A 14,105-nucleotide genomic window follows, 5' to 3' on the forward strand; every position below is an offset into this window, starting at 1 on the left:
GCGCACATGAGTCGTTCTGTTTCATCATCCTGGTCACACCGCCTGGCGCCCTGGGCCCTGCCGGTGCTGCTGCTGGCGGTCTGGCAACTGGCGGTCAGCGCAGGCTGGCTGTCGACACGCATCCTGCCCGCGCCAAGCGCGGTGGTCTCTGCCGGGGTCGAGCTGGTGCGCAGTGGCGAAATCTGGTCGCACCTGGCGATCAGCGGCTGGCGAGCCGCACTGGGCTTTGTCATCGGCGGCAGTATCGGCCTGGTGCTGGGCTTTATCACCGGCTTGTCGAACTGGGGCGAACGCTTGCTCGACAGTTCGGTGCAGATGATCCGCAACGTGCCGCACCTGGCGCTGATTCCCTTGGTGATCCTGTGGTTCGGCATCGACGAGTCGGCGAAGATCTTTCTGGTCGCGCTGGGCACGTTGTTCCCGATCTACCTGAATACCTACCACGGCATCCGCAACGTCGATCCGGCGTTGGTGGAAATGGCGCGCAGCTATGGACTGTCGGGCTTCTCGCTGTTCACTCAGGTGATCCTGCCGGGTGCCTTGCCCTCGATCCTGGTGGGCGTGCGCTTCGCCCTGGGCTTCATGTGGCTGACGCTGATCGTCGCTGAAACCATCTCGGCCAATGCCGGCATCGGTTACCTGGCGATGAACGCCCGCGAATTCCTTCAGACCGATGTGGTGGTGCTGGCCATCGTCCTCTATGCCGTGCTCGGCAAGCTCGCCGACCTCGCTGCCCGTGGCCTGGAGCGTGTGTGGCTGCGCTGGCACCCGGCTTATCAACCTGCCAGGAGGGAGGGAGCATGACCGTGCTCAAGCAACAGCCGCCACGCCTGCTGCGTGGCATTCCCCTGGCGGTGCAGGGTGTGCGCAAGGCATTCGGCCAGCGCGAGGTGCTCAAGGGCATCGACCTGCACATTCCTGCTGGCCAGTTCGTTGCCATCGTCGGGCGCAGCGGTTGCGGCAAGAGCACCTTGCTACGCCTGCTGGCCGGCCTCGACAAGCCGACCGGCGGCCAGTTGCTGGCAGGTGCCGCGCCACTGTCGCAGGCCGGAGAGGAAACCCGCCTGATGTTCCAGGACGCGCGCCTGCTGCCGTGGAAGAAGGTGATCGACAACGTCGGCCTCGGCCTTGCTGGCAACTGGCGCCCACGCGCCCTGGAGGCCTTGGAGGCGGTAGGCCTGGCCGACCGCGCCAATGAATGGCCGGCGGCACTGTCGGGTGGCCAGAAACAGCGTGTGGCCCTGGCCCGTGCCCTGATTCACCAACCGCGCCTATTGCTGCTCGACGAGCCGCTGGGCGCACTCGATGCCCTGACCCGCATCGAAATGCAGCAGTTGATCGAACGCCTGTGGCGCCAGCATGGCTTCACCGTCCTGCTGGTCACCCATGACGTGAGCGAAGCGGTCGCCGTGGCCGACCGGGTCATTCTCATCGAAGACGGTGAGGTAGGCCTGGACTTGCTGGTCGACCTGGCAAGGCCGCGGGCGCGGGGCTCTCATCGCCTGGCTGCCCTTGAAAGCGAAGTTCTCAACCGTGTTCTGTCCGACCCAGGCAATGCGCCCGAGCCGGAGCCTGTAGCCCCTTTGCCCACGCAACTGCGCTGGGCGCACTGAATCCCATCGAGCGAAAAGGAATACAACCATGACTATCAAAGCGATCAACGTCCGCAACCAGTTCAAAGGCACCGTCAAGGAGATCCTGGAAGGCCCGGTCCTGTCCGAAATCGACGTACAGACTGCCTCGGGTGTCGTCACCTCCGTCATCACCACCCGCTCGGTACGCGAGCTTGAGCTGCAGGTGGGCAGTGAAGTGATCGCCTTCGTGAAATCCACTGAGGTGTCCATCGCCAAGTTGTGATGGATGAACCCTCGGGTTGCATGGCAACCCGAGGGCCTCAGCGTTTGGGCAGGTACAGCGGCAGGTACAAGCCTAGATACGCATCGAACACCCGCAGCCCTTCCTCGGCCATGCGCGGGGTGATCACGCCATGCAGCTGCACCGACCGCGCATACACCCGGTCGCCCAGCTCCATCGCCAAGGCAAATACCTCCACATCCCCAGGCATCACCGGCAGCTGGAAATGCTGCTCGAATACCTTGCGCATCAGGTCCCCAAGCTCGATGTCATGCTGGCGGTCGGCCTGGAGGACTTCGCTGAGTCCGTGCTGGGCAAGGATCAGTTGCCGGGCGGCGGCATCCTCGTTGTAGATTGCCAGCATGCGCTGTTCGACCAGGCGCGACAGGTCGTGCCAGGTGTTCAGCGCCTGGCTGTCGATGGGCGCTTGCAGGCAGGCGCGAAAGGCACGGTGCACGTCGCTGGTCAGTGCCTCGAGCAGCGCCGGGACGCTGGCGAAGAAGTGATACACCGAGGACGGCGGGATCTGCGCCCGCTCGGCAACGCTGTAGATCGACAGGCTGGCAACACCCTCGTCCGCCAGCAGCGTTCGCGCCGCCGCCAGGATCGAGTCGATCCTGGCCTGGCTGCTGGCGCGGGGCTTGCGATTGCTGGCAGGGCGGGTCATCAGTTGCTGATGGCCAGGATGCTGGCCTGGTAGGCGCCGACGAACAGGTCGAAATCACCCACTTCCTGCTGCTCGAGCCTGGATTGCTCGGCCAGCGATTCGCGCGCGACGGTCTCGAAAGCATGCTGCTGGGCAGGCTGCAGGGGCGCGGCCCGGAAATGCTCCGCGTGCACCTGGCTCTGACGCATCGAGAAGCGTGCGAAGCCCTCCTTGTGCTCGGTCATCTTCTCCAGTACCTGCGCTGACGGGGTCAACGAGGGGTCGCCGACCTTGGCCTGCTGCAGGCCAAGGGCCTTGGCGTGCTCGTCGCTGCCATGCGCCTGGTCGAGCAGCGTGGCCAGCGGTTCGATCCGGGCCAACAGCTCGCTGGCCCAGGCCTTGAGCGTAACCGCCTGACCATCGCGCTGCAGCTCGAGGCCTGGACGGCGACCTTCCTTCACCACGCTGAGGAAGTTGCTGCTGCAGGCAGCGCATTCGCCATCGCCCAGCTGCGGGCTGTCTTCGAGCGCGCAGAACAACAGGAAGGCATCGAGAAAGCGCGACTGCGGCAGGTCGATGCCCACCGGCAGGAACGGGTTGATGTCCAGGCATCGCACTTCGACGTACTGCACGCCACGGGCCATCAGCGCCTGGATCGGCCGCTCGCCGGTGTAGGCAACGCGCTTGGGACGAATATTGGAGTAGTACTCGTTTTCGATCTGCAGGATGTTGGTGTTCAGCTGCACCCAGTCGCCATCCTTGTGCGTGCCCACTTCGACATACGGCGGATACGGCGTCGCAACCGCCTGGCGCAGGCTGTCGGTATAGCTGGCCAGGTCGTTGTAGCAGGGCGTCAGGCCGGCCTGGGCATTGCTCTGGTACCCCAGGTCGCTCATGCGCAGGCTGGTGGCGTAGGGCAGGAAAAGGGTCTGCGCGTCGAACACCTCGAGCTGGTGCGGACGGCCGCGAAGAAAGCCCTTGTCCAGCGCCGGCGAGGCGCCGAACAGGTACATCAGCAACCAGCTGTAGCGGCGGAAATTACGGATCAGGGCAATGTATGCCGCCGACTGGTAGTCGCGGTCGCTGCCCTCGCTGGCTTCTGCCTCGCGCAGCAGCGGCCAGAGTTGTTCAGGCAGCGAGAAGTTGTAGTGGATGCCGGCAATGCACTGCATGGTGCGGCCGTAGCGCAGGGCCAGGCCCTTGCGGTAGACGTGCTTGAGCCGGCCGATGTTGGAGGTGCCGTACTCGGCGATCGGGATGTTTTCCTCGGCCGGCAACGGGCAGGGCATCGACGGGCTCCACAGGTACTCGTTGCCAAGCTTGCTGTAGACGAAGCGATGGATCTGTTCGAGGCTTTCGAGGGTGAGCGCCGGGTCGCTCAGGGCCGGGGTGATGAACTCCAGCAGCGACTCGGAGTAGTCCGTGGTGATCTGTTCGTTGGTCAGGGCCGAACCCAGCGCATCGGGATGCGGGGTCTGGGCCAGGCGACCGTCCTCGGTCACGCGCAGGCATTCGCGCTCAATGCCGTGCAGGCACTGCTTGAGCAGGGGAAGATTGGCGCCGAGCAGGCTCAGGCGGCGGTTGAGGAGTTTGCTCAAGATGTATTCCTTCACGCGTCAGTCGCCCCAATATGGGGGTAGAAATAACGGTCTACAAGGGTAGTAGGAGAGGAACTGGCGTTGTCGCCTGGTTTACGCGGTTCCGGCAGTGCCATCACACTGCCGAAAATACCGCAGATACCCGTTTGTGAGCTAGAGCTGGGCGAAGGTTCCCTGAGCCTTTGCGATCAATTTGTCGCCCTGGAGCACGTCGGCGTCGACGACCAGGGTGCGGCGCCCGGCATGCAGCACCCGGGCGGTGCACAACACTTCGCCCTCGCTGACCGCGCGCAGGTAGTTGATCTTGCATTCCAGGGTCACGCTCTGGCGGTCGAAGCCGTGGCTGCTGGAGCAGGCCAGACCCATGGCGATGTCCACCAGGCTGAAGATCGCCCCGCCGTGCAGCTTGCCGCCACGGTTGCGCAATTGCGGCTCCAGCGCCAAGGCCACCTCGGCAACGCCCTCTTCGAGGCGTAGCAGGCGGCAGCCCAGCAGTTGGCTGAAGGCGCTCTGGACGAGGTCATCAGGCACCGGCATCACTTCTTCTTCAACTGCTTGGCGTTGGCGAACAGCGAGGCCATGGCATTGTTGGCCGCCGGAGCGCTTTCACGCTGGCGGGCCGGTGCCTGTTGCTGCTGACGCCCGCCACCACCCTGCGGGCGGCCACCGCGGTTGCCCTCGACCTTCTCGCCCGGGGTGTCGCTCATGCGCATCGACAGGCCGACTCGCTTGCGCGGGATGTCGACTTCCATGACCTTGACCTTGACCACGTCACCGGCCTTGACCGCTTCGCGCGGGTCCTTGACGAACTTTTCCGAGAGCGCCGAGATATGCACCAGACCGTCCTGATGCACGCCGATGTCGACGAAAGCGCCGAAGTTGGTGACGTTGGTCACCACGCCTTCGAGGATCATCCCCGGCTCCAGGTCCTTGAGGTCTTCGACGCCGTCCTGGAAGGACGCGGTCTTGAACTCGGGGCGCGGGTCGCGGCCCGGCTTGTCGAGCTCCTGGAGGATGTCGGTGACGGTCGGCAGGCCGAAGGTCTCGTCGGTGTATTTCCTGGGGTCCAGGCGCTTGAGGAAGGCGCTGTCGCCAACCAGCGAGCGGATGTCGCGGTCAGTCTGGGCGGCGATGCGTTGCACCAGCGGGTAGGCTTCCGGGTGAACCGCCGAGGCGTCCAGCGGATTGTCGCCGTTCATCACGCGCAGGAAGCCCGCTGCCTGCTCGAACGTCTTTTCGCCCAGGCGGCTGACTTTCTTGAGGGCGGCGCGGGTAGCGAAGGCGCCGTGGGTGTCCCGGTGCGTGACGATGTTCTGCGCCAGAGTGGCGTTGAGGCCGGAGATGCGCGTCAGCAACGCCACCGAGGCGGTATTGACGTCGACGCCGACGGCGTTCACGCAGTCCTCGACAACCGCGTCCAGGCCGCGGGCCAGCTTCACCTGCGAGACATCGTGCTGGTACTGGCCGACGCCGATGGATTTAGGGTCGATCTTCACCAGCTCCGCCAACGGATCCTGCAGGCGGCGAGCGATCGATACAGCGCCGCGCAACGAGACGTCCAGGTCCGGGAATTCACGGGCCGCCAGCTCGGAAGCCGAATACACCGAAGCGCCGGCCTCGGAAACCATGACCTTGGTCATCTGCAAGGCTGGATACTTCTTGATCAGCTCGGCGGCCAGCTTGTCGGTCTCGCGGCTGGCGGTGCCGTTGCCGATGGCGATCAGCTCGACCGAGTGCTTGGCGCAAAGGGCGGCGAGCACGGTGAGAGTGCGGTCCCAGTCGTTGCGGGGCACATGCGGGTAGACCGTGGCGGTGTCGAGCACCTTGCCGGTGCGGTCGACCACCGCCACCTTGCAGCCGGTGCGCAGGCCAGGGTCCAGGCCCAGGGTGGCACGCGGGCCTGCCGGAGCGGCCAGCAGCAGGTCGTGCAGGTTGTGGGCGAAGACGTTGATCGCCTCGGCTTCGGCGCTGTCGCGCAGCTCGCCGAAGAGGTCGGTTTCAAGGTGGGTGTACAGCTTGACCTTCCAGGTCCAGCGCACGACCTCGGCCAGCCACTTGTCGGCCGGGCGGTCGCGGTTCGCCACACCGAAGTGCTCGCCGATCATCAGCTCGCACGGGTGCAGAGCGCCGGGCAGCTCTTCGCCGACCTTGAGCGACGCGCTCAGCACACCCTCGTTGCGCCCACGGAAGATCGCCAGCGCGCGGTGCGAAGGCACGCCGCGCAGCAGCTCGTCGTGGGCGAAGTAGTCGCGGAACTTGGCGCCTTCCTCTTCCTTGCCGGCCACCACGCGGGCAGTCAGCACGGCCTCGTGCTTGAGGAATCCGCGCAGCTTCTCGAGCAGGCCGGCGTGTTCGGCGAAGCGTTCCATGAGGATGTACTTGGCGCCGTCCAGCGCGGCCTTGACATCGGCCACGCCCTTGTCCACGTCGACAAAGCGGGCGGCTTCGGTCTCGGGGGATAGCTGCGGATCGTTGAACAAGCCGTCGGCGAGTTCGCCAAGACCGGCTTCCAGGGCGATCTGGCCCTTGGTGCGGCGCTTCTGCTTGTACGGCAGGTAAAGGTCTTCGAGGCGGGTCTTGGTGTCCGCCAGCTTGATCTCGCGGGCCAGTTCAGGGGTCAGCTTGCCCTGTTCCTCGATGCTCGACAGGATGCTCGTGCGACGGTCGTCGAGCTCTCGCAGATAGCGCAGGCGTTCTTCCAGGTGGCGCAGCTGGGTGTCGTCCAGGCTGCCGGTGACTTCCTTGCGGTAACGGGCAATGAAAGGCACGGTCGAACCCTCATCCAGTAACGACACGGCCGCCTCGACCTGCTGCGGGCGAACGCCCAGTTCCTCGGCGATACGGCTGTTGATGCTGTCCATAAAACCACCTGAAAAATTGTGAATGCTTGAGGCCGCGGGTGGGCACCGGGTGCCGGCGACGCTGGATGAAAGCGGCGCATTATACGCGCCATGTCCTGCTTGCGGTGATGGCGGCAGGCCATCCCGGGTGGGCAACAGTGGCACCACGGGAAAAATCTGCTAACAATGCACACGGCACGATCCAACGTGGCTACGCCATAATGCGCGCCGAGATCAGAGGAGTTTTCAATGACCAGCACTGCAAACAACGCCGAAGGCGAGAAGATACTGATCGTCGACGACGATCCCGGGCTGAGCAGCCTGCTGGAGCGGTTCTTCACCAGCAAGGGCTATCGCGCCCGCGCCGTGCCCAACGTCGAGCAGATGGACCGGCTGCTGTCGCGCGAGGTGTTCAATCTGGTAGTGCTCGACCTGATGCTGCCCGGCGAAGATGGCCTGTCTGCCTGCCGCCGCCTGCGCGCGGCGAACAACAACATCCCTATCATCATGCTCACCGCCAAGGGTGACGAGCTCAGCCGCATCAAAGGCCTCGAACTGGGCGCCGACGATTACCTGGCCAAGCCGTTCAACCCCGATGAGCTGGTCGCACGGGTCAAGGCGGTACTTCGCCGCCAGGCGCCAAGCGTGCCGGGCGCGCCAGGCAGCGAGGACGAAACGGTCAGCTTCGGCGACTACCAGTTGTCCCTGGCCACCCGCGAACTCAAGCGCGGTGACGAAGTGCACATGCTCACCACCGGCGAGTTCGCCGTGCTCAAGGCGCTGGTCATGCATGCCCGCGAGCCGTTGACCCGCGACAAGCTCATGAACCTGGCCCGTGGCCGCGAATGGGACGCCCTGGAGCGCTCCATCGATGTGCAGATTTCACGCCTGCGGCGCATGATCGAGCCTGACCCGTCCAAGCCTCGCTATATCCAGACAGTCTGGGGCGTGGGGTATGTCTTCGTGCCGGATGGCAATGCCGGCAAGTGATATTTCGTCTGCAGGCTCGCGTCACGGCGGCAGGGTGATCCCATGGATCGCCCTGTTTTCGTCTGGAACGGGCCTACAAAGCCAGCGAGCCGCGCTCGCGCTTGTACTGTGTAGCTGTTCTTGATGAAAACGCCCCTGTGGTTCCCCCAGAGCTTCTTCGCCCGCACCCTCTGGCTGGTGTTGATCGTCGTCCTGTTCTCCAAGGCGCTGACCCTGGTCTATCTGCTGATGAACGAGGATGTGCTGGTCGACCGCCAGTACAGCCACGGCGTGGCCCTGACCCTGCGCGCCTACTGGGCCGCCGATGAAGAAAACCGCGACCGCATTGCCGAAGCCGCCGGGCTGATCCGCGTGGTCGGCTCCGGCGTGCCGGAAGGCGAGCAGCATTGGCCCTACAGCGAGATCTACCAGCGCCAGATGCAGGCCGAGCTTGGCGAGGACACCGAGGTCCGTTTGCGCGTGCACGCGCCGCCGGCCTTGTGGGTGAATGCGCCGAGCCTGGGCGATGGCTGGCTGAAGGTGCCGTTGTACCCGCACCCGCTGCGCGGGCAGAAAATCTGGAATGTGCTGGGCTGGTTCCTGGCCATCGGCCTGCTGTCGACGGCCTCGGCGTGGATCTTCGTGCGCCAGCTCAACCAGCCGCTCAAGCGCCTGGTGTTCGCCGCGCGGCAACTGGGCCAGGGGCGCAGCGTAAGGCTGCCGATCAGCGATACGCCAAGCGAGATGACAGAGGTCTACCGGTCATTCAACCAGATGGCCGAGGATGTCGAGCAGGCGGGGCGCGAGCGCGAACTGATGCTGGCCGGCGTGTCCCACGACCTGCGCACGCCGCTGACGCGGCTGCGCCTGTCGCTGTCGATGCTGCCCAGCGACAACGACCTGACCGACGACATGGTCCGCGATATCGAGGACATGGACGCGATTCTCGACCAGTTCCTGGCGTTTATCCGTGATGGGCGCGACGAGCCGGTGGAGCAGGTGTACCTGGCTGACCTGGTGCGGGAGGTGGTGGCGCCGTTCAACCAGCCCGAGGAGCGCGTGCGCCTGTGCCTGGAGTCGATTCCACCGTTTCCACTGCGCCGGGTATCGTTCAAGCGACTGCTCAACAACCTGATCGGCAACGCGCTGTATCACGCAGGCCAAGGCGTGGAGGTGGCGGCGTATGTGTCGGGCGATTTCAGTGCGCCTTACGTGGTGCTCAGCGTGCTGGACCGCGGCGCGGGCATCGACCCTGCGGAGCTCGAAGGCATCTTCAACCCGTTCATACGTGGCGACCGGGCACGCAGCGGCAAGGGCACGGGGTTGGGGCTGGCGATCGTCAAGCGCATCGCCGCGCAGCATGGCGGCAATGTCGAACTGCGCAACCGCTCCGGCGGCGGCCTCGAGGCCCGGGTGAAACTTCCCCTGGGCCTGCTGCTGCCGCGCGACGCGGTCTGATCAGCCTTTGCCTTTGGTGCGGGTCAGGTTTGGCCCGCCGTTTTTCTCGAGGTGTTCGATGATCATCCCGGCGACGTCCTTGCTGGTGGTGACTTCGATGCCTTCCAGGCCTGGCGAGGAGTTGACCTCCATCACCAAGGGCCCGTGATTCGACCGCAGGATATCCACGCCAGCGACGCTCAGGCCCATCACCTTGGCCGCGCGTATGGCCGTCATGCGCTCTTCGGGTGTGATCTTGATCAGGCTGGCGCTGCCGCCGCGGTGCAGGTTGGAGCGGAACTCCCCCGGCTTTGCCTGGCGCTTCATCGAGGCGATGACCTTGTCACCCACCACGAAGCAGCGGATATCCGCGCCCCCGGCTTCCTTGATGTACTCCTGCACCATGATGTTCTGCTTGAGGCCCATGAAGGCCTCGATCACCGACTCCGCCGCCTTGGTGGTTTCGCAGAGCACAACGCCGATACCCTGGGTCCCTTCGAGCACCTTGATCACCAGCGGTGCGCCGTTGACCATCTGGATCAGGTCGGGGATGTCGTCCGGGGAGTGGGCGAACCCTGTGATCGGCAGGCCGATGCCCCGGCGCGACAGCAGCTGCAGCGAACGCAGCTTGTCACGCGAGCGGGCGATGGCCACCGATTCATTCAACGGGAACACGCCCATCATCTCGAACTGGCGCAATACCGCGCAGCCATAGAAGGTCACCGACGCGCCGATCCGCGGGATCACCGCGTCGAAGCCTTCCATCGGCTTGCCCCGGTAATGAATCTGCGGTTTGTGACTTGCGATGTTCATGTAGGCGCGCAGCGTATCGATGACGACCATTTCATGGCCGCGCTGAGTGCCGGCTTCGACCAGGCGACGAGTGGAATACAGACGCGGATTGCGCGACAGGACAGCGATCTTCATGCAGCACCTGTGAAAGGGGGGAGAGTGGCCACGAAGGCCGGTTTGTCCTGAACGTACTTGAGGCCGGGGTTGACTACCAACTGGCCATGGATCAGCGCCTTGGAGCCCAGTAGCAGGCGGTAGCGCATGGCCTTGCGACAGGCCAGGGTAAACTCGACCTGCCAGACCCGGTCACCGAGCGCCAGGGGCGTGCGGATCACGTAGCGGGTCTGGGCATGGCCGTTGGAGCTCTTGATGATCTTCATGGTGACCAGCGGCGCCTCGCAGCGGCGATGACGCAGCTGCACGACCGTGCCCAGGTGCGCATTGAAGCGCACCCACGGCTCGCCATCACGTTCGAAGGTTTCCACCTCGGTAGCGTGCAGGCTTGAGGTACTGGCACCCGTGTCGATCTTGGCGCGCAGGCCCGCGACTCCGAGACCGGGCAACGCGACCCACTCGCGCAGGCCGATCACAGTCAGATGGTCAAATGTCTTCACGATGCACAACCTGCGGAAAATTCTGTGAACTGTAAGCACGCCGCGGATTTTTTGCATCTGCAAGTTAAGGTAGTACAGTTCCGTAAAGACAGCGTTCGAGGAAATGCCATGGCACAAAAGACCGACGACGAAGACAAGGTCCGCCTGGACAAGTGGCTCTGGGCGGCGCGCTTCTACAAGACCCGTGCCTTGGCCAAGGCCGCCATCGAGAGCGGCAAGGTGCATTGCCGCGGCGAGCGCTGCAAGCCTGGCAAGGAGCCGCGGGTGGGGGATGAGTTTGTCCTGCGTACCGGCTTCGAGGAGCGCACCGTGGTGGTGAAGGCGCTGTCGGTAGTACGGCGCGGGGCGCCCGAGGCCCAGACCTTGTATGAAGAAACCGCCGAGAGTCTCAAGCGCCGCGAGCAGGCGGCCGCGTTGCGCAAGGCAGGCGCTGTCGGGGTGACCACCGATGGCCGGCCGACCAAGAAGCAGCGCCGGCAGATTCATCAATTGCGCGGTAGCTACGACTAGCCGCGGCGCGGACTACACTCAAGCGACCTGACCGGCAACACTTGGAAAATGGTGCACCAGCCTCCATTTCATAGCATCAGCGTTATTTCGGGCTTTTCCTGAAACCTGCACTTTTTGTCACTCCTCTCAGACAGTCAGAACTCATGCACGACTTGCCAGACACCGATTTCACCCAACGTTTCATCTTTGACGACCGCGATGTCCGCGGCGAATGGGTCGCGCTTGATCGCAGCTACGGCGAAGTGCTGGCCCGTCATCCCTATCCACAACCGGTGGCCGAGCTGCTGGGCGAGCTGATGGCGGCCGCCGCGCTGCTGGTCGGTACGCTCAAGTTCGACGGCCTGCTGGTGCTGCAGGCGCGGTCCCAGGGCCCGATTCCGATGCTCATGGTTGAATGCTCCAGCGAGCGGGACATCCGTGGCATGGCCCGTTACGAGGGTGAACAGATCGGCACCGATTCGACGCTCGAGCAAATGATGCCCGCAGGCGAGCTGATCCTCACCATCGACCCGGTCAAGGGCCAGCGTTACCAGGGTATCGTCGACTTGGTCGGGGCAAACCTGTCGGAGTGTTTCACCAACTACTTCCTGCAATCGCAGCAGATCAACACGCGCTTCTGGCTTACCGCCAGCGAAGGGCGTGCCCGTGGCCTGCTGCTGCAACAGCTGCCGGTCGATCGCCAGCGCGACGAAGAAGAGCGCGAAGACAGCTGGCAGCATGTCATCGCCCTTGGCAGGACGCTCAAGGGAGAAGAGTGGGCGCTCGACAACGAGACACTGCTGCACCGCCTCTACCACGAGGAGGCCGTGCGCCTGTTCGATATCCAGCCGCTGCGCTTCCGCTGCAGCTGCTCGCGCGAGCGCTCTGGCAACGCACTGGTCAGCCTCGGACACACCGATGCGCTGAACCTTGTCGAAGAGTGCGGGGGGCAGGTCGAGATCGATTGCCAGTTCTGTAATGAGCGTTACTTCTTCGACTCAACCGATATCGCGCAACTGTTTGCCAGCGGTGGAACGGACGAGCCGTCAGAAACTCGACACTGAATCGTTTCACCTCAGGAGAAGCTCCTGTCGAACGGCTGAAAACCGCCGTTCTGACAGGAGGGCCCTACTTTTTTTGGGCGTTTCTGGCATAATCCGGCCACTTTTTTCGCTGTAGTAGTTTTAAACAGACAACTACAAAACGTTTGGAGCACTCGGCCGCAGGCCGGATGGGGAATCTCATGACGCAAGCCAATAGCACCGTGTACACCGACCTGAGCGTCGATGAGCTGGTAAAAGAAGCGCTGAACCGCGGTGAAGGCGAACTGGCCGAAACTGGCGCGCTGGTCGTGAAAACAGGTCACCGCACCGGTCGTTCGCCGGCTGACCGATTCATCGTCGAAGAGCCGTCCACTCAGGACGCCATCGCCTGGGGCCCGATCAACCGCAAGTTCCCGGCCGACAAGTTCGATGCCCTGTGGAACCGCGTCGAGGCGTTCAACAACGCCCAACAGCATTTCGTTTCCCATGTTCACGTAGGGGCAGCGGCCGAGCACTACCTGCCGGTGAAGATGACCACCCAGACTGCCTGGCAGAACCTGTTCGGCCGTTGCCTGTTCATCAACCCGGAACAGTACAACCCAGCCGGCCGTGATGAGTGGCAGGTATTGAACGTTGCCAACTTCGAGTGTGAGCCAGAGCGTGACGGCACCAACTCCGACGGTTGCGTGATCATCAACTTCGCCCAGAAGAAAGTGCTGATCGCTGGCATGCGCTACGCCGGTGAAATGAAGAAAGCCATGTTCTCGGTGCAGAACTTCCTGCTGCCGGCCGCTGACGTGCTGCCGATGCACTGCGCTGCCAACATCGGCGAGGAAGGCGACGTGACCCTGTTCTTCGGTCTGTCGGGTACCGGCAAGACCACTCTGTCGGCCGATGAAAGCCGTTACCTGATCGGTGACGACGAGCACGGCTGGGGCGAGGGCGTGGTGTTCAACATCGAAGGTGGTTGCTATGCCAAGTGCATCGACCTGTCCGAGAAAAACGAGCCGGTCATCTGGAAAGCCATCAAGCACGGCGCGGTCCTGGAAAACGTCGTTATCGACGACGCCAAGAAGGCCGACTACGCCGATGTCAGCCTGACTCAGAACAGCCGCGCCGCGTACCCGCTGGAGCACGTTGCCAAGCGTTCCGAGAAGAACCTCGGTGGCGAGCCTAACGCCGTCATCTTCCTGACCTGCGACCTGACCGGCGTGCTGCCGCCTGTGTCGATCCTGAACAACGAGCAGGCGGCCTATCACTTCCTGTCCGGTTACACCGCGCTGGTCGGTTCGACCGAAATGGGCTCGGGCGGCGGCATCAAGTCGACCTTCTCCACCTGCTTCGGCGCGCCGTTCTTCCCGCGTCCGGCTGGCGAATACGCTGAGCTGCTGATCAAGCGCATCAACGGCTTCGGTTCCAAGGTCTACCTGGTCAACACCGGCTGGACCGGCGGTGGCTACGGCGTTGGCAAGCGCTTCAACATCCCGACCACCCGTGCGGTGATCGCAGCGATCCAGAGCGGCGCCCTGATCGGTACCGAGACCGAGCACCTGGACATCATCAACCTGGACGTGCCGAAGGCCGTTCAGGGCGTCGATACCCAGCTGCTCAACCCGCGCAACACCTGGGAAGACCAGGCTGCCTACGACGAGGCCGCCAAAGGCCTGGCCAAGCTGTTCACCGAGAACTTCAAGAAGTTCGACGTATCGGACGCCATCAAGTCGGCAGGTCCGCAGTTGTAAGCTGGACTGCATCGAAAAGCCGCCCTCCGGGGCGGCTTTTTCATATTCACCGTCCTACTCTATCCACCGCCGGACCCTATT

General features: G+C 63.8%; 14 protein-coding genes. 8 read left to right on the plus strand and 6 right to left on the minus strand.

What is annotated here, in order from left to right:
• The first annotated feature begins 6 nt into the window (after positions 1-6).
• The 3 genes from ssuC to AC0ZZU_RS07420 are packed head-to-tail and all read left to right on the plus strand — an operon-like array spanning position 7 to position 1,857.
• Positions 7-804 (plus strand): aliphatic sulfonate ABC transporter permease SsuC, encoded by a 798-nt coding sequence (gene ssuC, locus AC0ZZU_RS07410; RefSeq protein ID WP_476339866.1) that lies wholly within the window; start codon positions 7-9, stop codon positions 802-804.
• A complete protein-coding gene (gene ssuB / locus AC0ZZU_RS07415; protein ID WP_476339867.1) occupies positions 801-1,613 on the plus strand; it encodes an aliphatic sulfonates ABC transporter ATP-binding protein in 813 nt (270 codons plus the stop codon). Before ssuC ends, ssuB begins: the two co-directional genes overlap by 4 nt.
• Before the next feature lie 28 nt (positions 1,614-1,641).
• Positions 1,642-1,857 carry a TOBE domain-containing protein gene (locus AC0ZZU_RS07420; protein ID WP_027595183.1) on the plus strand — a complete coding sequence of 72 codons (216 nt, stop codon included), beginning with the start codon at positions 1,642-1,644 and terminating at the stop codon, positions 1,855-1,857.
• 37 nt (positions 1,858-1,894) lie between these two features.
• Here the strand turns inward: AC0ZZU_RS07420 and AC0ZZU_RS07425 are convergent, their stop codons facing one another.
• The 4 genes from AC0ZZU_RS07425 to AC0ZZU_RS07440 form a co-directional block, all read right to left on the minus strand.
• The gene (locus AC0ZZU_RS07425) at positions 1,895-2,521 is read right to left on the minus strand and encodes a TetR/AcrR family transcriptional regulator (protein ID WP_476339868.1); all 627 of its coding nucleotides are present in this window, start codon (positions 2,519-2,521) and stop codon (positions 1,895-1,897) included.
• Positions 2,521-4,098 carry a glutamate--cysteine ligase gene (gene gshA, locus AC0ZZU_RS07430; RefSeq protein WP_476339869.1) on the minus strand — a complete coding sequence of 526 codons (1,578 nt, stop codon included), beginning with the start codon at positions 4,096-4,098 and terminating at the stop codon, positions 2,521-2,523. Before gshA ends, AC0ZZU_RS07425 begins: the two co-directional genes overlap by 1 nt.
• 153 nt (positions 4,099-4,251) lie before the next feature.
• Positions 4,252-4,635: a PaaI family thioesterase gene (locus AC0ZZU_RS07435; protein WP_476339870.1), complete on the minus strand. Its 384-nt coding sequence runs from the start codon at positions 4,633-4,635 to the stop codon at positions 4,252-4,254.
• Positions 4,635-6,959, minus strand: a complete 2,325-nt coding sequence (locus tag AC0ZZU_RS07440) for a Tex family protein (protein ID WP_476339871.1) — start codon at positions 6,957-6,959, stop codon at positions 4,635-4,637. Before AC0ZZU_RS07440 ends, AC0ZZU_RS07435 begins: the two co-directional genes overlap by 1 nt.
• Positions 6,960-7,187: 228 nt before the next feature.
• Here AC0ZZU_RS07440 and ompR point away from each other — a divergent pair, with 228 nt between their 5' ends.
• Complete coding sequence (ompR, locus tag AC0ZZU_RS07445) at positions 7,188-7,928, plus strand: osmolarity response regulator transcription factor OmpR (RefSeq protein ID WP_158461500.1); 741 nt, start codon at positions 7,188-7,190, stop codon at positions 7,926-7,928.
• Between the two features lie 123 nt (positions 7,929-8,051).
• Positions 8,052-9,365 carry an ATP-binding protein gene (locus AC0ZZU_RS07450; protein WP_158461499.1) on the plus strand — a complete coding sequence of 438 codons (1,314 nt, stop codon included), beginning with the start codon at positions 8,052-8,054 and terminating at the stop codon, positions 9,363-9,365.
• On the opposite strand, the gene rimK is transcribed toward AC0ZZU_RS07450, so the two are convergent.
• Both rimK and rimB read right to left on the minus strand, forming a co-directional pair.
• Positions 9,366-10,271: a 30S ribosomal protein S6--L-glutamate ligase gene (gene rimK / locus AC0ZZU_RS07455; protein WP_158461498.1), complete on the minus strand. Its 906-nt coding sequence runs from the start codon at positions 10,269-10,271 to the stop codon at positions 9,366-9,368.
• Positions 10,268-10,750, minus strand: a complete 483-nt coding sequence (rimB, locus tag AC0ZZU_RS07460) for a retropepsin-like aspartic endopeptidase RimB (RefSeq protein ID WP_476339872.1) — start codon at positions 10,748-10,750, stop codon at positions 10,268-10,270. Before rimB ends, rimK begins: the two co-directional genes overlap by 4 nt.
• Positions 10,751-10,858: 108 nt before the next feature.
• Between rimB and AC0ZZU_RS07465 the strand changes: the two genes are divergently transcribed.
• From AC0ZZU_RS07465 to AC0ZZU_RS07475, 3 genes are all read left to right on the plus strand, one after another.
• Positions 10,859-11,260, plus strand: coding sequence for an RNA-binding S4 domain-containing protein (locus AC0ZZU_RS07465; protein WP_476339873.1), 402 nt, complete (start codon positions 10,859-10,861; stop codon positions 11,258-11,260).
• A 143-nt stretch (positions 11,261-11,403) separates the two neighbouring features.
• Positions 11,404-12,303, plus strand: a complete 900-nt coding sequence (hslO, locus tag AC0ZZU_RS07470; protein ID WP_476339874.1) for an Hsp33 family molecular chaperone HslO — start codon at positions 11,404-11,406, stop codon at positions 12,301-12,303.
• Between the two features lie 179 nt (positions 12,304-12,482).
• A complete protein-coding gene (locus AC0ZZU_RS07475; RefSeq protein ID WP_476339875.1) occupies positions 12,483-14,024 on the plus strand; it encodes a phosphoenolpyruvate carboxykinase in 1,542 nt (513 codons plus the stop codon).
• Positions 14,025-14,105: the final 81 nt, after the last annotated feature.

The organism is Pseudomonas sp. JE3303, from assembly GCF_056312565.1.